The sequence below is a fragment of the Halanaerobium saccharolyticum genome (assembly GCF_004362045.1).
Lineage (GTDB): Bacteria > Bacillota > Halanaerobiia > Halanaerobiales > Halanaerobiaceae > Halanaerobium > Halanaerobium saccharolyticum_C.
Window position 1 is genome coordinate 16357 of record NZ_SNWX01000026.1, and the last position, 22136, is coordinate 38492.

The 22136-nt window shown below is 37.3% G+C and carries 17 protein-coding genes; all 17 read left to right on the forward strand.

Translation table 11 applies throughout. From position 1 onward, the window contains the following. Positions 1-71: 71 nt before the first annotated feature. The 17 genes from DFR79_RS12670 (at position 72) to DFR79_RS12750 (ending at position 22094) form a co-directional block, all read left to right on the forward strand. Positions 72-1073, forward strand: a complete 1002-nt coding sequence (locus DFR79_RS12670) for a LacI family DNA-binding transcriptional regulator (protein ID WP_133515848.1) — start codon at positions 72-74, stop codon at positions 1071-1073. A 209-nt stretch (positions 1074-1282) separates the two neighbouring features. After that, positions 1283-2602 carry an ABC transporter substrate-binding protein gene (locus tag DFR79_RS12675; protein ID WP_133515849.1) on the forward strand — a complete coding sequence of 440 codons (1320 nt, stop codon included), beginning with the start codon at positions 1283-1285 and terminating at the stop codon, positions 2600-2602. A 95-nt stretch (positions 2603-2697) separates the two neighbouring features. After that, entirely contained in the window at positions 2698-3564 is an 867-nt protein-coding gene (locus tag DFR79_RS12680; RefSeq protein WP_133515850.1) for a carbohydrate ABC transporter permease, read from the forward strand. Then, the gene (locus DFR79_RS12685; protein WP_133515851.1) at positions 3558-4400 is read left to right on the forward strand and encodes a carbohydrate ABC transporter permease; all 843 of its coding nucleotides are present in this window, start codon (positions 3558-3560) and stop codon (positions 4398-4400) included. The genes DFR79_RS12680 and DFR79_RS12685 overlap by 7 nt, the downstream gene beginning before the upstream one ends. Before the next feature lie 54 nt (positions 4401-4454). Then, entirely contained in the window at positions 4455-5777 is a 1323-nt protein-coding gene (locus DFR79_RS12690) for a glycosyltransferase family 4 protein (RefSeq protein WP_133515852.1), read from the forward strand. Positions 5778-5834: 57 nt separating this feature from the next. Beyond that, positions 5835-7595: an alpha-amylase family glycosyl hydrolase gene (locus DFR79_RS12695; protein WP_133515853.1), complete on the forward strand. Its 1761-nt coding sequence runs from the start codon at positions 5835-5837 to the stop codon at positions 7593-7595. 3 nt (positions 7596-7598) lie between these two features. Continuing rightward, complete coding sequence (locus DFR79_RS12700) at positions 7599-8639, forward strand: zinc-dependent alcohol dehydrogenase (protein WP_208107548.1); 1041 nt, start codon at positions 7599-7601, stop codon at positions 8637-8639. A gap of 21 nt (positions 8640-8660) precedes the next feature. Next, positions 8661-9650, forward strand: a complete 990-nt coding sequence (locus DFR79_RS12705; protein WP_133515854.1) for a Gfo/Idh/MocA family protein — start codon at positions 8661-8663, stop codon at positions 9648-9650. 158 nt (positions 9651-9808) lie between these two features. Next, positions 9809-10780 carry a D-2-hydroxyacid dehydrogenase gene (locus tag DFR79_RS12710; protein WP_133515855.1) on the forward strand — a complete coding sequence of 324 codons (972 nt, stop codon included), beginning with the start codon at positions 9809-9811 and terminating at the stop codon, positions 10778-10780. Positions 10781-10808: 28 nt separating this feature from the next. Next, the gene (locus DFR79_RS12715) at positions 10809-11936 is read left to right on the forward strand and encodes a glycerate kinase family protein (RefSeq protein ID WP_133515856.1); all 1128 of its coding nucleotides are present in this window, start codon (positions 10809-10811) and stop codon (positions 11934-11936) included. Between the two features lie 297 nt (positions 11937-12233). Continuing rightward, positions 12234-12608, forward strand: a complete 375-nt coding sequence (locus DFR79_RS12720; protein ID WP_133515857.1) for a phosphatase PAP2 family protein — start codon at positions 12234-12236, stop codon at positions 12606-12608. A gap of 20 nt (positions 12609-12628) precedes the next feature. After that, complete coding sequence (locus DFR79_RS12725) at positions 12629-13798, forward strand: glycosyltransferase family 4 protein (protein ID WP_133515858.1); 1170 nt, start codon at positions 12629-12631, stop codon at positions 13796-13798. A 294-nt stretch (positions 13799-14092) separates the two neighbouring features. Next, positions 14093-15391, forward strand: coding sequence for an MFS transporter (locus DFR79_RS12730; protein WP_133515859.1), 1299 nt, complete (start codon positions 14093-14095; stop codon positions 15389-15391). 39 nt (positions 15392-15430) lie between these two features. After that, positions 15431-16819 carry an MATE family efflux transporter gene (locus tag DFR79_RS12735; RefSeq protein ID WP_243727794.1) on the forward strand — a complete coding sequence of 463 codons (1389 nt, stop codon included), beginning with the start codon at positions 15431-15433 and terminating at the stop codon, positions 16817-16819. An 82-nt stretch (positions 16820-16901) separates the two neighbouring features. Then, positions 16902-17981, forward strand: coding sequence for a GGDEF domain-containing protein (locus DFR79_RS12740; protein WP_133515861.1), 1080 nt, complete (start codon positions 16902-16904; stop codon positions 17979-17981). A gap of 159 nt (positions 17982-18140) precedes the next feature. Then, complete coding sequence (locus tag DFR79_RS12745; protein ID WP_347814037.1) at positions 18141-19181, forward strand: LacI family DNA-binding transcriptional regulator; 1041 nt, start codon at positions 18141-18143, stop codon at positions 19179-19181. Positions 19182-19418: 237 nt separating this feature from the next. Further along, positions 19419-22094: a GH36-type glycosyl hydrolase domain-containing protein gene (locus tag DFR79_RS12750; RefSeq protein ID WP_208107549.1), complete on the forward strand. Its 2676-nt coding sequence runs from the start codon at positions 19419-19421 to the stop codon at positions 22092-22094. The last annotated feature ends 42 nt before the right edge of the window (positions 22095-22136 follow it).

The window sequence follows — 22136 nt, forward strand, 5'->3', positions numbered from 1 at the left end:
TGACAATTAAACGAATTATTTGATGATGATGATTAAATAAATATAAATTTTAAATAAATGGGGTATTGAAAATGGCTGTCACACTAAAAGATATAGCAGAAAAAGTGGGAGTAACTGAATCAACAGTTTCTAGAGTTTTAAATGGTATCCCAAAGGCAAGTAAAGAAACCAGAAAGGAAATCTTTCAGGTTGCAGCAGATTTAGGTTATAAGCCAAATCAAATTGCCCGCAGCCTGGTAACTAAAAAAACACATACTATAGGGTTAATTATCAGTGATCTTGCTAACACTTATTTTGCCAGGGTGGCCAGTGGAATTGAAAATATAGCCAGTAAATATGATTACAGCCTGATTATTTCCACTACCGGGGGTCAGGAAAAAGAAGAGTTAAAATATATTAACTTACTCAAAGAAAAACAGGTGGATGGGTTGCTTTTTGCCAGCGGTCGGATGCCTTTTAGCTGCAAAAAATTATTAAGAGAGACCGAAATACCGACAGTTGTTGTAGCCAGAGAGGTAGATGAGGATCTGCCGTCTGTTCATATTAATAATGTTAAAGAATCTTATCGGGCAGTAAAATATCTGATTAATAATGGTCATCAAAAGATTGCCATGATAAGTGGTAATGCAGATGACAAAGAGTCAGGTCTATATAGAATTCAGGGATATAAGCAGGCCCTTAATGATAATAAGCTTGAAGTTCGCGAAGAACTAATTGTGGAGGGAGACTTTAAACTGCAGAGTGGTATCAAAGCAGTGGAAGAAATATTAAAAAGAGATAGCTCTATTACGGCTGTTTTTGCTGCCAGTGATGAAATGGGAGTTGGGGCTATTAAGGCAATTAAAAAGGCCGGACTTAAAGTTCCTAATGATATTTCAGTTATCGGTTTTGATAATAATATAATTTCTTTAGCCAGTGATCCCGAGTTAGCTACAATTTCTCAACCGGAAGAAGAATTGGGCTGGCGGTCAATGGAAATGTTATATAAAGTAATTAAGGGAGAAGAGTTAGAAGAGAAAAAAATATATTTACCCTGTGAATTGAAAAAAAGGGGTTCTGTCAGAAAGATTTAATTTAAGATAATTTAGGCTGCTTATTAACTCTAATCAGCCTGAAATTATAAATGAAAGAGTAAAGGCGGTTTTTTTACCATTTTAGTCAAACGATTGACCAATAAATTTTGTTATTAATTTTGGAGGTGGTAAAAGATTATAAAAATTGTAAGGATAAAGGGGAGTTGTGTCTGAGTTAAATTTTTCAAAAATTATTAGGAGGGCTAAAATTGAGAAAAAATAGAATTTTAACACTAATCTTATTAACTGTTCTGATGCTGGCTTTAACCACTGGTGTTTTTGCAAAGACAACAGTTGAGTACTGGACCACTCAGACTGAAGAAAATCGAGTTGAAGTTATTAACTCTCTAATCAAAGAATTTGAAGCAAATCATCCTGCTTTTGAGATTGAATTAGTTACTGTGCAGGAAAATGATATTCCTACAAAACTGGTAGCTGGAATGGCCGCTGGTCGTTTACCCGAAATTGTAGAAATGGGTTCTGAGGTTATTATGAAAATGGGTGCAGAAGGAATGGTTGCCAGTGATGAGGTAAGTACAGTAATTAATAAAATTGGCAAAGATGACTTTTTTAAAGGAAGTTTAACAATGCTTTCCCGTCCTGAGGAAGGTTATTTTGGAGTTCCTTTCCACGGCTGGGTTCAGGGAATCTGGTATCGTCAGGATTTATTTGAAGAAAAAGGTCTAGAACCCCCAACAACCTGGGACAATATAATCAAAGCAGCAGAAGCATTTTACAAACCTGATCAGCAGCAGTATGGAATTGTAATTGGAACAGACAAAGATGCTTATGCCAGACAGACTTTCACTCAGTATGCTCTGTCTAATAATGCCAGAATTTTTGATGAAAATGGAAATATAGTCTTTAATTCACCGGAAATGGTAGAAACTCTTGATTATTACAGCAGACTGGCTGAGTTTACTCCTCCTGGGCCAGATGGCTGGAGAGATGCACGAGATCTTTATTTAGCAGGTAGAGTACCAATGATGATGTATTCAACTTATATTATGGATGATATTGGTCTGGAAGCAACTGGATATAAAGGTGAAAAAGGAAGTATTATTCCAAATTTAGTTGATAAAACAGCATTTGCCAACAAAATGCATAAAACAAGAGATGCAGTTTTTGGTCAGATTAATGGTCTAACCTTTATAAAAGGTAATGAAGATACTCAAATGGATGGAGCCAAGATGTTTGCCGAATTTCTGTTAACTGGAGATAACTATATTAAATTTCTCCATATGGCGCCTGGAGGAATGAACCCTGTCAGAGCATCAATAGCTTCTGATCCACAGTATCAGAATAATAAAGTTCTGGAAGTTTGGGGAGAGAAAGCAGGAGAAATCGCAGCTGGACTTAATAGTATTGGCAAATTTGGTTATGTAGGTGGAAAAGTATTCCCTAAAATCGGGGATATAACAAGTCAGTTTATTGTAGGACAAACAATAATGAAAATGACCGAAAGCGGCTGGACTGCAGAAGAGGCAGCCGAATGGGGTCAGAAAGAAATGGAAGATGCAGTCGAGTAATTTAAAAAAATAAATAGATTTAAATCCCGTCAGATTTATTTCTGGCGGGATTTAATTCAATATTGACAGGAGACACAATTTAAAGGAGGAAAAAAATGCAGATCAAAACTGATAGAGATGCTCGCCTGGGATACTGGCTGATTTTACCAACAGTAATCGCAGTAAGTGGCCTTATCTTTTATCCAATAGTTTATAATCTCTGGTTGAGTTTGCAGGAAGTTAATATGAATCCGGTACAGCCGAATACCTTTGTTGGACTTAAACATTTTACTGATGTTTTAACTGATAGTGATTTCTGGAGATCATTTAAAACCTCACTTATTTTTACTTCTACAACTGTAGTTGGAACAACCCTACTTGGACTGGGAACAGCATTATTATTGAACAGGGATTTCCCTGGACGTTCAGTAATTAGAGGTGTTATTTTGTTACCCTATGTTACCCCGGTAATCTCAGCTGTATTTGGCTGGAAATATCTTTTTGATCCGGTTTTTGGAATGGCCAATTACTTTCTGGTAGATATTATACATTTACTGCCCCAGCATATTAACTGGATAGAGTCGCCGGCGTATGCAATTTATGCGGTTATTATATTCAATGTATGGAAAAACTTTCCTTTTGCGTTTTTAATGATCCTGGCAGAGCTGCAGTCAATTTCTGCAAATTTATATGAGGCAGCAGAGGTTGATGGTGCTTCTATCTGGCAGCAGTTTAGATATATTACCCTACCAGAATTAAAATTTGTAATTGGAGCCCTGGTAATTTTAAGAACAATCTGGAATTTTTATAAATTTTCCGAAGTTTACTTACTTTCATCATCTGTAGAAGTGTTACCGGTCTATATTTATGAAAAAGCATTTGCCAGTTATGACTTTGGTCAGGCTGCTGCTATTTCGGCAATTTTATTTGTTTTTGTTTTAGGTTTTATTATGTTCTATGTGAGGAAGGTGCTAGAATGGTAAAACAAAATACTATCCTAAAAAAAGTAATTTTTATTATTTTATTATTTCTGCTTTTAAGCTTTGTTTTAATGCCCTTTATTACTATGCTCAGTTCATCCTTTAAACCGGATAGGGAGCAGGGAGCTTTTCCGCCAACTATTTTACCGGATGATCCAACTATAGCTCATTATAAGGGGGTTTTAAATCCTGAAATTTTTCCTTTTTTAATGTATTTTAAAAACAGTTTAATTGTAGCATTTTTATCAGCTGGTATTGGGGTTGTGATTTCGATTTTTGGTTCTTATAGCTTTGCTCGTTTAGAATATACCGGAAGAGCTGTTATTCAAAGAGGAGTACTTTTAGTTTATATGTTTGGTGGAGTCTTACTGGTAATTCCTCTGTTTCAGATGGTAACTAAGTTAGGGCTTTTTGACACAAGAACTTCGCTGATAATTACTTATATCGTTCAGACCCTGCCAGTTTCTCTTTATATGCTTGGTAACTATTTTAGAACAATACCGGAAAGTATAGAAGAAGCAGCGATTATTGACGGCTGCAGCAGATTGGAGGTCATTTATCGAATAGTTATTCCTCTCTCAACTCCAGCCATAGTTTCAGTTTTTATTTATGCATTTATGATTGCCTGGAATGAATATTTATTTGCTTCAGTATTTATTAACTCCAGCAGTCTGCGTACACTGCCCATAGGATTAAATCAGCTTTTCTATACCCAGCACTATATCTGGGGTAGAATGATGGCAGCATCTATTTTGACAGCTATTCCAGTAATTATCTTATTCCTTTCCATAGAAAGATTTATTACAAGTGGTTTAACCTTTGGTGGAGTCAAGGAATAGATTTGATAAATTAAATTTTCGCAAACTTAAATAATCATCAGGGGAGGTTTGATAATGAAAATTGCTCTGGCACATTTTCGTACCGGTCAGACTGATGGGGTTTCCCTGGAAATGGATAAATGGCGTTTTGTTCTAGAAAAAATGGGACATCAGGTAGTCTATATTTCGGGAACTCCTGAAGCAGAAATTCAGATTGAAGAAATGTATTATCAAAATGAAAAAAATCTTAAATTTGTTGATAATGCCTACCGCTGTCTGGAGGATTACAGCTCCGAAGCAGAACTTCAGGCTGAGATTGAGGCTGAAGCAGTTCAAATTGCTCAGAAGCTGGAAAAAGAAGTGAAAAATGCGGAAATTGAACTTTTAATTCCCAATAATATTTTTTCCCTGGGCTGGAATCTGCCGGCAGCGATAGCCTTTAAACGAGTTATAGAAAAACTAAATTTGAAAACAGTAGCCCATCATCACGATTTTTACTGGGAGCGGGAACTTTACAGCAATCCAGTCTGTTCCTTTGTTGAAGAAATACTGGCAGAATATTTTCCACCACAGCTGGAAGAAATTGAACAGGTAGTGATTAACAGGATTGCTCAAAAAGAACTAAAAATGAGAAAGGGACTTGATTCTATGGTAGTTCCCAATGTTTTTGATTTTAAACAGCCTTTATGGCAGCAGGATCAGTATAATCAGGATTTGAGAGCCAGACTGGGGATTAAAAAAGATGATATCGTCATCTTACATGCAACCCGAATTGCTGAGCGAAAGGCAATAGAGCTGGCGATAGAGTTTACAGCCCGACTGCAGCAGCATAATTTACAGGGAAAACTTTATGATGGACGAGAATTCAGCAGTGAGAACAGGATTGTTTTTCTGCTGCCGGGATTGACTGAGGGGAATGAGGATTATATTCAGTTTTTAAAGCAGCAGGCTTCAGAAAATAAGGTAGAGGTTATCTGGGCCAGTGATTACTTTGCCCATCAGCGTTCAGCCAGAGGAGAAAGGAAAATTTATTCTCTCTGGGACAGCTATGTAATCTCTGATTTAATTACCTATACCAGTATCAAAGAAGGCTGGGGTAATCAGCTTCTGGAAGCATTATTTGCAAAAAAACCGGTAGTAGTTTTTGAATATCCGGTTTTTAAGAGTGATATTAAGGAATATAATCTAAATCTTGCTTCTCTGGGATCAGAATATCAAAAAAGAGAAGACGGCTATATTAAGATAGCGGAAGAGCAATTCGAGCCTGCCTTAAAAGAGGCAGAAAAATATTTAAAAGATCAGGATTACCGCCAGCAGGCTGTAGAAGAAAATTATAAAATTGCCGCAGAAAATTTTTCTTATCAGCGTCTAAAAGAATTACTGGAAAAATTAATTTAGGATCAGAATTTGTTTGAGTATCAGAAAATAAGAATAAAAATAACTGGAGTGATATTTATGGATTTTAAAATTCCATATTCAGCCCAAAAAAAATTAAAAGAGAAGTTAAATTTCATTTATGGAGAGCAGAAAACTGCAGAATTTTATCCTGTACTGAAGGATTTTATTCTGGAATTTGCAGAAAAGCATCCCGAGTTGAGAAAGCGAGATCAAAATTCAGCCAGATTAAGCGAAAAAGACAGTGTGGTAATCTGTTATGGAGATCATATACAAACTGAGGGAGAAGCACCACTGCAGACTTTAAACAACTTTTTTAAAAACCATTTAGAGCAAAGTATCAGCACCATTCATCTTCTGCCCTTTTTCCCTTATTCTTCAGATGATGGTTTTGCAGTAATTGATTATAAGGAGGTTAACTCTGATTTTGGTAACTGGTCAGATATTGAGGCGATTAGAGAAAACTTTTCGCTGATGTTTGATGCAGTGATCAATCATATTTCTGCAGAAAGTAAATGGTTTAAAAAGTATAAAAAACAGGAAGGCAAATATGCAAATTATTTTATTGAGGCCGATCCGGAAAAAGATTATTCTAAAGTAACAAGACCGCGGGCCAAACCTCTGCTGACTGAAGTTGAAACTGCAGCCGGCAAAAAACATGTCTGGACAACCTTTAGTCCGGATCAGATTGATTTAAATTTTAAAGAAACTGAAGTTCTGCTGGAAATTATAGATGTGCTTCTCTTTTATGCAGCCCAGGGGGCAGAAATAATTCGTCTGGATGCGATTGCCTATCTCTGGAAGGAAATTGGCACCAGCTGTATTCATCTGCCGGAAACTCATAAGGTGATTCAGCTCTTTAAAGAAATATTTAAGCTGGTGGCTCCAGAGACCTTAATTTTAACAGAAACCAATGTACCACATGAGGAAAATATTAGCTATTTTGGTCAGGGAGTGGATGAGGCAGATATGGTCTATAATTTCACCCTGCCACCACTTGTTTTATACAGTTTTTTAGAGGAGGATGCCTCTAAATTGACTGAGTGGGCTGCTTCTTTAGAGGAACTGGAAGCAGGTAACTATTATTTTAACTTTTTAGCCTCTCATGATGGGGTTGGACTGAGACCTGTAGAAGGAATATTAGCTGAAAATCAGATTGAAAATGTGGTTAAAAAAGTTAAAGCGAAAGGGGGCTTGGTTTCCTATAAGACCAATTCTGATGGTTCAAAAAGTCCTTACGAAATAAATGTCAGTTATGTAGATGCAGTTAGAGATCAGGATAAAAAAATTGAATTACAGGTTAAACAGTTTATGGCTTCTCAGGCAATTATGCTGGCCCTCCAGGGAGTACCAGGGATCTATCTTCATTCTTTACTTGGTTCAGAAAATTACCAGCAGGGTGTAGAAGAAAGTGGAGAAAACAGAAGAATTAACAGAGAAAAATTGGATCGAGACAGGCTTTTAGCCGAGTTAAATGAAGAAAATTCATTCAGACAGCAGGTCTTTGACAGCTACAGAGAATTATTAAAATTAAGAAAGGAAAATGCGGCTTTTGCGCCTGATAGTCTTCAAAAAATATTAGAGCTTGATCGGAGAGTATTTGCAGTTCAGCGGGGTGAGGGTGAGCAAAAAATCATCGCTCTCTGTAACGTTTCTGCTTCACCTGTTGAATTGGAAATTGCAGCCGATATAATTCAAAGTAAAGCCCAAAATTATTTTGAAGATATTATTGAATCTAGAGATTATAAAATTGAAGCTAAAAGCTTAAAGCTAAAACTAGCTCCATACCAAAGCAGATGGTTAAAAGCCAGGGAGGAATAAGCAGTGGGAAAAGTATTAGCTCTAATTAAACCGGGGAAAATTGAAATTATGGATTATGAGGAAAAAGCTCTGCAGCCAGATGAAGTGAGAGTTAAAACTCTGTACTCGGGAATCAGTGCCGGTACAGAGCTGACCTCTTATAGAGGAGACAATCCACATTTAAATAAAAGCTGGAATTCAGACTTAAGAATTTTTGAAGACAAAGAAGAAAAGAAAGACAGTTATCCGATTACAAACTGGGGTTATGAAGAAGTGGGAGAGATTATTGAAATCGGCTCTGCGGTAGAAAAAATTAAACTGGGTGATACTGTCTACGGTACCTGGGGTCACAGAACTAAAGCTGTTCTGACAGAAGACTTTGCTGCCGACCACCGACTGCCTGAGGACGCTGACCCGATCTATGGAATATTTTCGCATATCGGATCAATTGCCTTAAATGCAATTTTAGATGCCGATATCCATGTTGGAGAAACAGCAGCAGTTTTTGGTCAGGGGGTACCGGGCCAGATTGTGACTCAGCTTGCTAAATTAAATGGAGCCCGGGTAATAGCACTTGATTTAAATCCGAAGCGATTAGAGACAGCCAGAAGAATGGGTGCAGACATAGTTTTTAATCCGGCTCAATCTAAGGCTGCAAAAGAAATTAAAAAGCTGACAGGAGGCAGAGGAGCGGATGTAAGTATTGAAATTTCTGGTTCTCTAAAAGCACTCCACCAGGCAGTAAAATCCACTGCCTATTCTGGCAGGACAATTGCTTCCGGTTTTTTTGCCGGCAGCAGTCAGGGTTTAAATTTAGGAGAAGAATTTCATCATAATCGAATTCAGCTGATCTGTTCTCAGATTTCAGGAGTCAGACCGGAATTGAGCTATCGCTGGAACCGGCTGCGGTTAAATCAGACAATTATGGATTTACAGCAGTCTAAAAAAATAGATTTAAAAGGACTGATTACCAACATAGAAGATTTTAATGATGCAGAAAAATTGTTTAAAAAGCTGAATCAGGAGCCAGAAGAAACTCTGCAGACAGTACTTAAATTTGATTAAACTGGGAGGCTGAAAACTATTATGCAGAAATTAAATGTAGGATTTTTAGGTGCAGGAGAAATGGCCCGAATTCATGCTGGAATTTTGCGGGACATGGCGGAAGTTGAAATTACTGCTGTTACTTCCCGCCATCAAAGTTCAGCAGCTGATTTGATAAATAGTCTTGGCTTTGAAAATGCAGCAGCTTATACTGATTTTGATCAGATGCTGGCAGAAAAAGATTTAGACCTGCTCTATATCTGCTTACCACCGGCTGCCCATCAGGGCCAGCTGGAAAAGGCAGCTCGTAAAGGAATACATATTTTTATTGAAAAACCAATAGCAATTAACGAGAAAAAAGCAGAAGAGATGTTAAAAGCTGTGCAGGAAACTGGTGTTGTTTCTCAGGTCGGCTACCACTACCGTTTTGCAAAAGGAATTCAGAAACTAAAAAAATTAATAGATAGTGGTCAGGCGGGGAGAACAGCACTGCTGCAGGGTTATTATTTCTGCAATTCTCTCCATTCCAATTGGTGGCGTCAGCTTGAAAAATCTGGAGGTCAGATCTATGAACAGGTTATTCATCTTTATGATCTGGCTCTGCATTTGTTTGGAGATTATCAGAGTGCAGAAGGAATGCTGGCCAATCTATGCCATCAGGAAACAGAAGGTTATACGATTGAGGACAACAGTCTTTCTTTAATTCAGTTTAAGTCAGGAGCGATGGGTAGTATTGCCGGTTCCAACTGTGCTGTACCCGGCAGCTGGAAGAAAGCACTGACAGTAATCTGTGAGAATTTGACCGTGGAATTTGAAAATATAGAAAAGGCAGTATTTCAATATCATCAGGAAGAAGAAGTTGAAACAGAAGTTTTTGAAGGCAGGGAAGATCTCTATTATCGAGAAAACAGAGATTTTATCGATGCCGTAATAGAAAAAAGAGAAGCCCGGGTTCCAATCAGTGAGGGGTTAAAAGCAATAAAATTAATTACTGAGATTAAGGAAAATAATAAAAAGCGTGGAAATTATTAATTCTTTCTTACTCCTCTATTATTTTTAAATAATATAGAAAATTTGGCTTCTATTTGTTATCATTAATGTAATGATTAAGAATAGAAGCCTTTTTAGTTAAATTTGAATTAATTAAATATTTTATTGACGTAACGAATTTTTAAACGGGAGGTATAAAGATGAAAATTGTAGTTTTAGATGGCTATGCTTTAAATCCCGGTGATTTAAGCTGGGAGGGCATCAGAGAGCTGGGAGAAGTTGAAATCTATGAGCGGACACCGGAGGCTAAAATTCTGGAGAGAGCTCAGGGGGCAGAGGTGCTTTTGACCAATAAGACACCTTTAGACCGGGAAACTATTGAATCTCTGACGGAATTAGAGTATATAGGAGTGCTGGCCACCGGTTATAATGTGATCGATACTGAGGCAGCAGCTGAGAATGAAGTAGTGGTCACCAATGTACCTACCTATGGCACAAATGCAGTGGCTCAATTTGTGATGGCCCTGCTGTTAGAGACCGCCCATCATGTGGGTGAACATAATCGAGCAGTTAAAAATGGTGACTGGACTGAGGCAGCTGATTTCTGTTTCTGGAATTACCCTTTAATAGAACTGCAGGGTAAAATTCTGGGACTTATTGGTTTTGGCAGTATCGGTCAGCAGACAGCTGAGCTGGCTTTAGCCTTTGGCATGGAGGTTATAGTTTATGACCGTTCTCCTGAGAAGAAAATTGAGAATCCAGAAACTAAAACGGAAAATGTAGAATTTGTTGATTTGCTGGATCTTTATAGAAGATCTGAGGTGATCAGCCTCCACTGTCCCCTGACTGAGAGAACCGAAGGGATGATCAATAAGGCAACAATTGCTCAGATGCAGGAAGGGGTAATTATCATTAATACAGCCCGGGGTGGCTTAATTGTGGAGCCGGATCTGGCAGCTGCTCTGGAGGCAGGCAAGGTCAAGACTGCTGCTGTTGATGTTTTATCAACCGAACCCCCGGCAGCATCAAATCCGCTTTTAAATTCCGATAAAACAATTGTTACCCCCCATATAGCCTGGGCGTCCCGGGAAGCAAGACAGCGCTTAATGGAGACTGTTGTTGATAATCTTAAAGGTTATTTAGCTGGCAGTGCAGTTAATCAGGTAAATTAAATAAATTTTAATATTGGAGGCGATAATTTTGAAAATATTAGTAGCTCCTGACTCATTTAAAGGGTCATTAACTGCAATGGAAACTGCAGAGAATATAGGAAATGGAATACATAGAGCTGATTCTGAGATTGAAGTTGATTTACTCCCGATGGCTGATGGAGGTGAGGGTACAGTACAATCTTTAGTTGATGCTACAGATGGAGAAATTATAGAAACAGAAGTAACCGGACCTCTGGGTGATCCAGTTGAAGCCTTTTATGGACTGCTGGGTGATGGAAAAACGGCTGTGATTGAAATGGCAGCTGCTTCGGGCCTGCCTTTAGTATCTGATGAAAAAAAGAACCCTCTAAAAACAACTACCTATGGAACAGGAGAGCTGATAGCTTCGGCTCTGGAGCAGGGAGTGGAGCAGATTATTATTGGGATTGGTGGCAGTGCGACTAATGATGCCGGGGTGGGGATGGCCCAGGCCCTGGGAGCAGAAATACTTGATGTTGAGGGAAATCAAGTAGATTTTGGTGGAGGCAGTTTAGATCAAATTGAAGAAATTAATTTAAATAATTTAGATTCCAGATTAAATGATGTAGAAATCTTGGTTGCCTGTGATGTAGATAATCCTCTTTATGGAGAAGATGGTGCTGCTTATGTTTATGCTCCTCAAAAAGGAGCAGATACAAAGATGGTAGAAATACTTGATCAGAATCTGCGGCACTTCAATCAAATTACCATCAAAGAACTGGATAAAGATACAAATCAGATTCCGGGAGCAGGTGCAGCAGGGGGCCTGGGAGCTGGCTTGGTGGCTTTTTTGAATGCAGAATTGAAGGCTGGAGTAGATATTGTACTGGAGATTATTGATTTTGAGAGTCGCTTAATAAATGTTGATTTAGTTATTACAGGGGAAGGAATGCTCGATGGACAGAGTATTTTCGGTAAAACTCCGATTGGAGTATCTCGCAGTGCAGCTAAAAAAGATATTCCGGTTATTGCTGTTGCTGGAACCTTAGGCAGAGGGGTAGAAAAAGTTTTGGATCACGGGATTAATGCTTATTTTTCTATTATAGATCGCCCGGCGGAATTGAAAGAGATAAAAGAAAAAAGTCCGGAACTCTTAGCTCAATTAAGTGAGCAAATCATCAGGACAATTCAAATTTAAAAAGCAGGTTAAGAAAAACAATATTATTAGTCCTGATCATATAAAATAAAAGGAAATAATAAAAATGGTACAGGGTCCAACATTGTTGGGTATTTTAACTGCATAACTGTTTTCTGAAATTGAGCTTTAAAAAACTGGATTAGTATAAGCTTTCAGGGTGACTGGCGGCCCGATCTTTTTTAAAGAGAAATTGTTTTAAGCTGAGATCAAGATTTAATCAAATGTTAACCTAAATGATAAGTAACTGTAACATTTGAGATATATAATCTAATTAATAAATACGAGGAGGTAAATTGAATGCAGAAGTTTTCGAATAAACTAATTGCTGTCGATAATTTGCTTTTTTATTATTTAAACAGCCTGACCAGGAATGATATAATCGATAAATTTTTTCTGTTAATCACTCATAACACGAGGCTTGCTGATGTGAAACACTTAGTTGTGCCCTTTGAATCTTATTCCTTTCCCTCTGGCCATACAACAGCCAGTTTTGCAGCAGCTTTTATTTTGTCATTTGCTTTACCTCAGCTGAGCATTTTATTTATATTTACCGCCTCATTAGTAGGAGCTGCCAGAATTTATCTGGGAGTCCATTACCCTTCCGATATTTTGATCGGAATAATCACTGCCATAATATTTTCTTTTGCTGTTCATAATCTATTTATTTTGTAAGTAACGGAGGAATAATTATAATGAAGATTGCTATATTTACTGATACTTTTGCCCCTCAAATTAATGGTGTAACCAAAAACTTAAATCGGCTGCTTAATTATTTTTCAGTCCAGGGAATTGAATATCTGCTCTTTGCTCCGGAATCTGAATCCAGAACTGAAAGTATCTTTGAAAAAAATGTTGTCAGATTAAAGAGTATGAATTTTTTTCTTTATCCGGAGCTGAAATTTACCCTGCCAAATTATTTAAAGATTAGATCAAAACTGATAAAATTTAACCCTGATTTATTTCATTTAATTACGCCTTTTAATATAGGTTTAACAGGTCTTTATGCCGCCCGTCAGTCTGACAGTCCAATAGTAGCTTCTTATCATACCAATTTTAATCAGTATCTTGACTACTATAATATTAATTTCTTAGAAAAAGCAGCCTGGAAATATCTGCGCTGGTTTCATGATCAGGCACTGCGGAATTACTGTCCCTCCGAAGAAACCAGAAAAGAACTTGCAGAAAAAAATTTCATTAATCTTGATATCTGGGGCAGAGGTATAGATTCTAATTTGTTTTCTCCAGAGCACAGAGACAGTAAGTTGATTAAGAAACACGGGCTGGAAGATAAGATTTCAATTTTATATGTGGGAAGAATTGCGCGGGAGAAAAACCTATCTCTGCTGATGGACAGCTTTAAGAGTTTAAATCAAAAATATAGCCGTAAAATTAAGCTGATTATAACTGGTGATGGACCTGAGCTGAAAAGTTTAAAAAAAGAGGCACCAGATAATGTAATTTTTACCGGCTTTAAGAAGGGGCGGGATCTTTCTCAAATTTATGCTTCAGCTGATATTTTTGCTTTCCCCTCAGTTACAGAGACCTATGGTAATGTCATAATTGAAGCAATGGCTTCCGGGCTCCCAGTTGTTGCTATAACGGCTGGTGGGGTTAAAGAAAATTTACTGAACAGATATAATGGGCTTGCCGTTAAGGAAAATGATTCAGCCGAATTTAGCTCACAGTTAGAGCAGCTAATTATTAATGATCACCTGCGAGATGCACTGGCTCATAATGCAAGACGTTATGCTTTAGAACAGAGCTGGGATCATGTTTTTGAGAGCTTAGATAAAAGTTATCAGCAGGTAATTGATGATTATACACGAGTTTACGGACGAGCTGTTTCTAAAAATATAATTTAAAGGATAAATGGATTAGTTTAAGATACTGATTTTAATAAAAGAATATTAATTTTAACTGCTCGATATCATAATATTGATATCGGGCTTTTTACTGTTAGTATATTAACTAATTTAACCCCCTGTTATTATTTTTAAACTATAACTAATTTAATTTATAATTATTTTCGATTTATTAAAGGTATTTAATCAATTCTCCAGTATTATATATATAAGGATAATTAATTAAAATCAGAAATTAATTCTGGGAAGGAGCTCACGGGTTTTTACATAATTTTCTAAGTACCCGGTACCAAATTGAATTTAATCAAAAAAATCAAAACAAAAGAATCATATAAAATAATAACTGAATTTTCATTTTTACAGTTTTTCTTCTGGAGCACCTGGGCTATCTATGGTGCTTATTTAGTTTATTACCTGACTGATTTAGGCTACAGCAATATGCGGATTGGAACTTTGATGTCGATCCGAACTTTTATGGGGCTGCTGGGACCACCAATTGTCGGCTATATTTGTGATCGACTGGAAAGCAGAAAAATAATTTTTATAATCTCAATGGTTTTAATGGCGATTTTTGTCGCCCCTTTAACTTTTTATGGAGATTTAATGCTGGCAATTTCAATTGGAGTTGTCGGTTTTTTATGGGAACCACAGCAGTCAGTTTTAGACAGCTGGATTTTAGAGACTTCGGCTCATACTGCCCACAATTATGGTTTTATGCGGGCCTGGGGTTCAATTGGTTTTGCAATTATCGTTACGATTTTTGGTCAGGTGATAGAAAGATTTGGCTGGCGAGTTCACTTTATGGCTTATGGAATAATTGCTTTTATTGTGGTCATCATTGCTTTTAACATTAAAGATAACAGCTACAGTGAGCAGCGCCAGGTAGAATCGTCAACAGAGACAAAAAATATTAGTCAGAATAAGAAGCAGAATCAAAATATTTCTCCGGAAGAGGTTGAGCTGGCAGCAGCAAAGGATGTCGAAGTTGAATTAGAAGATAAAAATATTATGCGCCTTTTTAAAAATCCGGACTATATTTTTATTCTTTTTATTACCCTTTTGATTTTTATTCCCAATCAGATGCTTTTTGTTTATCTGGCACCGATTATTCGCTCTGTTGGTGGTAATTCAACTGATCTGGGTTACACTCTATTTTTTAATGCTTTAAGTGAGGCACCGATCTTTTTTGTAGCAAAATACTTTCTGGAAAAATATAAAACTAACTCCCTGCTTTTGTTTTCAGCCTTTTTTTATCTATTAAGATTTATCATTGCCGCTGCAGCTACTTCGCCTGTTTATTTTTTATTTTTCGGGATGCTGCAGTCGCTTTCGTTTGGTGTTTTTCTGGTAACAGTTCGCTACTATGTTAAACTGGTTGCCCCGGCAGGACTGAAGACTACAGCTCAGAGTATAGCGATGATGTCGGCCTTTGGAGCTGCAGGAATTATTGGCAGTCTTCTGGGGGGTTATTTAATTGATAATTACGGAATGTCGGTGATGTTCAGGGTCGGCATCACTTTAGCCTCAATAGCGGTACTGGTTCTTGCCTATGTAGTTATCAGGGAGCGAATGAATTTAGAAAAAGCTGATTAAAGAATATAAAGATGATTAATTAATTTTGCTAATAATTAGGTGATTAAATTGAAAAAAATCAAGCAGAATAAAAATATCAATAATCGAGAAGCAATTTTAAATGATTCAATACCAAAAACCCTGTTTAGACTCTCCTGGCCAATTATGGTCGGGAATACAATGCAGGTTTTATATAATCTGGCCGATACTTTCTGGGTCGGGAAACTGGGTGCAGATTCTGTAGCAGCAATTTCAGTTGGTTTTCCACTTGTTTTTTTATTGATTTCTATAGGTGGTGGAATGACCATTGCCGGGACAACTCTGGTTGCTCAGTATACCGGCTCTGATAACAAAAAGATGGCTGATCATGTAGCAGGGCAGATTTTCACACTGGTTATTTTTCTCTCCCTGATTTTTGGGACTACCGGCTTTATTTTTGACCGCAAAATTTTAGGCTGGATAGGAGCACCGGCAAATATCATGGAAGAGGCGGTGGCTTACCTGGATATTATCTTTGCCGGGGTAGCGTTTATGTTTATCTTTTTTGTCTTTACAGCTCTGTTAAGAGGAGTTGGAGATACCAAAACCCCGATGAAGATGATGGTTTTTTCAACGATATTTAATATTATCATTGATCCATTTTTAATTTTTGGCTGGGGCTTTTTTCCCCAGCTGGGGGTCAGAGGGGCAGCCATAGCTACAGTTTTTTCCAGAGCTCTTGCCGGTCTTTATGGAGTTTATCTCTTATTTGAAGGAAAAAAAGGAATTAAGCTGAAAGCTAAAAATTTAGTTCCTGATTTTAAAGTACAGAAAAATATAATTAAGCTGGGAACTCCTTCAGCAGCAGAACAGTCAATTATTGCGCTGGGGTTGACTTTTATGATGGGAATTGTTTCCGAATTTGGAACTCTGGCAGTAGCTGCTTATGGAATCGGAAATAGAATTTTGTCTGTAGTCATGATGCCGATGCGCGGCCTATCAATGGCAACTACAACTATGGTTGGACAGACTATGGGAGCTGATGATCCTGATCGGGCTGAAAAAATCGCCTGGACAGCAGTTGGGCTGACATTTAGTCTGATGATGGCTTTAATTTTAATTACTCAGATTTTTCCGGCCCAGATTATTTCTGTTTTTAATGCTAATTCGGAGGTAGTTGCAATAGGGGTTGATTTTCTGAAGATTGTTGGTTTATCCTTTGGCTTTTTAGGAATCAGAATCGTAATTGGTGGTTCATTTAGAGGAGCGGGAAATACAGTTGCCGCTATGGTGCTGGCAGTTATTGCTCTCTGGGGATTTCGAGTTCCTTTAGCCAGACTTTTATCCGAATATTTTCAGCTGGGAACCACCGGGGTCTGGTGGGGAATGTTTATGTCCAATTTGCTGAGTGCAATTATTGGAGCAGTCTGGTTTAAAAAAGGAAGCTGGAAAGAGGAAAAGGCAATTTAGGAGCTCTGGCAGGAAAAAAATGATTTATCTAGAATTAAATATAAGAATAGTATAAAATTATGAGCAGCGGGGAGTAGTTATTATGCAGAGCAGAGACAGGACCGGAGAGAATTTAGAAAATAGAATATTTAAGATTATTTTATTTTTTGGAATTATAATTTCTATAGTGAATATTATAGTCAATTATCTGGTCGGATTTAGCTGGGATATTAATTCTAAATGGATTTTGCTGGCAGTTTTATCAGCTGGAATTTTATATTCCATCAAAAAAGATTTATTTGATTTTTTTCAGCTTAAGTTGAGCTATTATTTATTTTTAATTTTTATTTTTCTCCCTTTTGCCTGGTTTCAGTCAGGGGGAAGTAATAATAACAGCCTCTCTTATATATTTTTAATTTTAATTTCTCTTACTTTTTTATTCAAAAAATCAAAGCCCAGAAGTCTGCTGCTTTTAAGCCTGATTGCAGTTTTTATGATTCTCTTTTCACTGGAATATTTTTATCCGGAGATAATGGTTGCCCACAGTCAGCAGACTCAATTTTATGATAAATTAATCCAGACTCCACTTGTCCTGACAGCATCTTATCTGCTTTTGCTTCAGTTTGCTAATGCCTATAATCAGGAGAAAAGTAAACTTGGATTGTCAACTAAAAAGCTGCAGCTGGCCAATCAAAAATTACAAAAACTGGCCAATCGGGACAGCCTGACTCAAAAGTTTAACCGGAGGGCTTTTGATCAGGAAATCAAAAATATATTTAAAGATCAGCTTCATTTTAAAAAGGATATTACGCTGATTTTATTCGATATCGATAATTTTAAAGAAATAAATGATAATTATGGTCATGATATTGGAGATCAGGTTTTAATTGAACTGGCAGATGAACTGGAGAGAACTATGCCTCCAGATACTCTGATTTCTCGCTGGGGTGGAGATGAATTTGCAATTATTTGTTACAAAAGTGAGATTGAAACCCAGAAGTATCTTGATGATTATTATCGAAATGTTGAAAACTTAAGTGAGAATCTGAATATTCCGATTACAGTTAGTGCCGGTTTGAGCAGACTTAAACAGGATGATCAGCTGCAGGAATTGTTTAAACGAGTAGATGACATCTTATATAAATCAAAAGAAGAAGGCAAAGCAAGATATACAGTTGCTTAAAATTATTTTTGAAAAAATACCGGGCAATTTTATTGAAAAGAGCAGAATATTATTTTAAATTTTTTGAAAATTACCTTGACAAAGAAAAATAGATATACTATACTAATTTTAATTATTGGGACCGCTCCCTAGAATGAACTAAATCCTTTTAGTTAAAAAGTGAGGCAGATAATGAAAAATAAAAATATTGATATTTATCAGATTGCTGAGGAGGCAGGAGTTTCAAAAAGTACTGTTTCTAGAGTAATTAATAATAAAGCTGGTGTTAAAGATTCAACCCGGAATAAAGTTTTAAAAGTAATTAAAGATTTAAACTATAAACCAAACAGCTCAGCTAAAGGACTGGCCAGTAAAAAAACGAATACGATTGGGCTGGCAATTTCGGATATCACGGATCCTTTTTTTGCCCTGTTTGTTAAAGGAGCCGAAACAAAGGCCATGGAAGCTAACTATAATATGATGCTGGCCAACAGTCACTGGGTGGTCGAAGAAGAATTAAAATGTATTCAGATGTTTGAAGAAGGAAGAGTTGATGGGATTTTAATGATCAGTGGTGGTAGTGAAAAAAGACTGAATAATTATTTAAACAATCTGGCCAGTCATAATTTGCAGATTGTAGTTGTTGACAGAAAAATTGACAATGATAAGATTCCAAAACTTAAAGCAGATAATTTAGATGCCGGTTACCGGGCAGCAAAGTACTTGATAGATCTGGGACATAATAAAATTGCCCATATTAAAGGTGAAGATGTAGCTTCCTCCGATGCTTCCAGAGATAGAGTCAGGGGTTACAAAAAAGCACTTGCTGAAGCAGGAATTAAAGAAAAAATTATTTATCCCGGCTATTTTTCCCGCATAGAAGCAGAAAGGGCAACCAAAAAACTGCTGCAGGAGCATCCAGAAGTTACAGCTATTTTTTACTCCTCAGATATGATGGCGATCGGGGGGCTTAAAGCCATTAAAAATATGGGGCTTAAAATCCCGGAGGATATTTCTATCATTGGAGTTGACGGTATTGAAATGGCAGCTTTAATGGATCCCCCAATTACAACTATGGCCCAACCTTCTTTTGAAATGGGCTATCAGGGAATGGAAAAGTTGATAAAAAAATTGGAGGCTGAAGCAGTTAATTCCCATAATCAAGATATTATTTTCAAGATGAAACTGATAGAAAGGGCTTCTACCAGCAGCTTAAGTTAAATCAGTTTAATATATAATTTTACTACTGCAAAGTAAAATTATATTTTTTAATAAATTTGGGAGCACTCCCGAAAAGCTTTTAGTGAATTTTAATTAAGACAACGGATCAATAATTTTGTCAGGGCCTGAAACTCTACCAAGTTTGAGCTTTCCAGCCTGCTGGAATTACTGAAGCTTTAATAAAAGGTTGAATCACAAATTTAATAGAAGAATATTTTATAAAGGTAGGTAATTAATATGAAAAAACTAGATAGATGGAAATTTACCGGTAAAAATGGAGAATTTAAAGTAGAAAATGTTGATCAGAGCACATATCTGTATTTTCCACTGGCCAATGAAGCAGAAATGATGTCTGCAATTACACCGCGTCTGCACGGAGATATAAAAACCGGACAGAATACATTTGCCATGAGACCGGTATCTTTAGAAGATCTGCACAATACAAAGTCAGCCAGAAATTTCTGGCTAAAAGTTAATGACCGGGAAGTCTGGTCAGCCACAGGCAATTCGGCAGCTCAGTTTGCGAAAAAGTTTAGTGATCAGACGGAAACTGTTGAGCTTAATGCAGGTCTGCTCTGGCACAAAATTACCAGAACAAATGAAAAATTAAGTTTAAAATCAGAAGTCACAAATTTTGTCCCGACTAATTCAGATACAGTGGAATTAATGCAGGTTAAAATTAAAAATACTGGTCCTGAGGATTTGAAAATTGAGCCAACAGCAGCAGTCCCAATTTACGGCCGTTCGGCTGATAACTTAAGAGATCACCGCCATGTAACTTCACTTTTACACAGAACTAAAACTATAGAAAAAGGTGTTGTTGTTAAACCGACTCTCTCCTTTGATGAAAGAGGACACAAGCCGAACGAGGTAAGTTATGCCGTTCTGGGAGCAGAGGCAGATGGGAAGGCACCAGTTGGATTTTTCCCGGTGCTGGAAGATTATATTGGTGATGGTGGAAACTTAGAGTGGCCGGAAGCAGTAGTTTTAAGTTCGGATGACTATCTAAAAGCCGGTGCCGAAATCGATGGTTATGAAACAATGGGGGCCCTGAAATTTGAGGAGATAACCCTCAGGGGTGGTGCAGAGGCAGCTTATATTATTGCTATTTCTACAGCAGAAGAAGAAGTTGATTTTGAAAAACTGGCAGCTAAATACTGCAGTCAGGAAGCTTTCGAAAAACATCTGGCAGAAAACAAAAAATTCTGGCAGCAGAAACTTAATGTAGTTGATATTGACTCTGCTGATCAAGAATTTAATCAGTGGATGAAGTGGGTAAGCCTGCAGCCAATTTTAAGAAGGATTTACGGCTGTTCATTTTTGCCAAGTCATGATTATGGACGCGGAGGTCGCGGCTGGAGAGATCTCTGGCAGGACTGTCTGGCCTTACTCTTAATGGAACCGGAACCGGTAAGAGATTTACTTTATAATAATTTTTCCGGAGTTCGGATTGACGGCAGTAATGCAACGATTATTGGCTCAGAGCCGGGGGAATTTAAGGCTGACCGGAATAATATCAAAAGAGTCTGGATGGACCATGGAGCCTGGCCTTTAATGACAACCAAACTATATATCGATCAGAGCGGAGATTTAGACTTTTTACTAAAAGAGCAGAGCTATTTTGAAAATGGTAGTGAGCTTAAAGCTCAAAATGGCGAAATTTATCAGGGAAGTATAATTGAACATCTTCTGGTCCAGCATTTAACTCACTTTTTTGATGTAGGAGAACACAATAACTGTCTGCTTAAAAATGGTGACTGGAATGATGGTCTTGATATGGCAGAAAACAGAGGTGAGAGTGTAGCCTTTACCGCCCTTTACGGCAGCAACTTACTTGATCTGGCTGAGCTTTTAAAAGCTTTAGCAGCAGAGAAATCAATTAAAAAAATAGAACTGGCAGCAGAACTCAGTATTTTACTGGATACAGTTGAGGAAGATTTTGATTATCAATCAGTTGAATACAAAAGAGAAGTTTTAAGTGATTACCGAAGCCGCTGTGAGTCAGGAATTTCAGGTCAGAAAATAGATTTTAACTTAAAAGAATTGACTGCTGATTTGGAAGCCAAAGGTGAGTCAATTTTTGAACACTTAAACCAGAATGAGTGGATTGAAACAAAAGCGGGAGATAAATTTTACAACGGCTATTATGATGATGACGGCCAGCGCCTGGAGGGAGATCATCCTAAAGGAGTTAGAATGACTCTGACCGGACAGGTTTTCCCGATTATGGCAGGTGCAGCTGATCAGGACCAAATTAAGCAGGTTGTGGATTCTGCTGATAAGTATCTCAAAGATTTAAGTGTTGGCGGCTATCGTTTGAATACTGATTTTAAAGAATTAAAAACAAATCTGGGCCGCTTATTTGGTTTTGCCTATGGTCATAAAGAAAATGGGGCTATGTTCAGTCATATGGCAGTAATGTACAGTAATGCTCTCTATAAGCAGGGTTTTGCTGAGGCCGGAGATAAGGTAATAGATTATATTTATCAGCACTGTAAGGATTTTGATACCAGCCGAACTTACCCCGGAATTCCGGAATATATTAATCAGCGGGGACGCGGTATGTACCCTTATCTGACCGGAAGTGCAAGCTGGCTGCTCTTAACGGTGGTCACTCAGATTTTTGGTGTCAGAGGTGAGCTGGGTAATCTGGTTTTAGATCCAAAATTACTTAAAAAACACTTTGATCCAGCGGCTAAAGCAGCAGTTAAAACTATCTTTGCTGATAAGCTATTAAACATTAGTTATTTTAACAAAAATCAGCTCGGGGTAAAAGACTATCAGGTTCAGGAAGTTAAAATTAATGGTCAGTCAGTAAACTTTGAGAATAAAGCTGGAGCGGCAGTAGTTGAGCGCAGTTTAATTAGCAAGCAGCATGATCAAGAAGTAAATATAGAAGTAATTTTAAATTAAAATCAATTCAGGAGAAAAGTGATATTAAGAAAACAGAGAAAG

Excerpts from the sequence above, each read along its gene's own strand:
- DFR79_RS12695 (WP_133515853.1), top strand. The coding sequence starts at position 5,835 with ATGGATTTTAAAATTCCATATTCAGCCCAAAAAAAATTAAAAGAGAAG.
- DFR79_RS12740 (WP_133515861.1), top strand. The coding sequence starts at position 16,902 with ATGCAGAGCAGAGACAGGACCGGAGAGAATTTAGAAAATAGAATATTT.
- DFR79_RS12705 (WP_133515854.1), top strand. The coding sequence starts at position 8,661 with ATGCAGAAATTAAATGTAGGATTTTTAGGTGCAGGAGAAATGGCCCGA.
- DFR79_RS12685 (WP_133515851.1), top strand. The coding sequence starts at position 3,558 with ATGGTAAAACAAAATACTATCCTAAAAAAAGTAATTTTTATTATTTTA.
- DFR79_RS12680 (WP_133515850.1), top strand. The coding sequence starts at position 2,698 with ATGCAGATCAAAACTGATAGAGATGCTCGCCTGGGATACTGGCTGATT.
- DFR79_RS12690 (WP_133515852.1), top strand. The coding sequence starts at position 4,455 with ATGAAAATTGCTCTGGCACATTTTCGTACCGGTCAGACTGATGGGGTT.
- DFR79_RS12720 (WP_133515857.1), top strand. The coding sequence starts at position 12,234 with ATGCAGAAGTTTTCGAATAAACTAATTGCTGTCGATAATTTGCTTTTT.
- DFR79_RS12750 (WP_208107549.1), top strand. The coding sequence starts at position 19,419 with ATGAAAAAACTAGATAGATGGAAATTTACCGGTAAAAATGGAGAATTT.
- DFR79_RS12670 (WP_133515848.1), top strand. The coding sequence starts at position 72 with ATGGCTGTCACACTAAAAGATATAGCAGAAAAAGTGGGAGTAACTGAA.
- DFR79_RS12710 (WP_133515855.1), top strand. The coding sequence starts at position 9,809 with ATGAAAATTGTAGTTTTAGATGGCTATGCTTTAAATCCCGGTGATTTA.
- DFR79_RS12725 (WP_133515858.1), top strand. The coding sequence starts at position 12,629 with ATGAAGATTGCTATATTTACTGATACTTTTGCCCCTCAAATTAATGGT.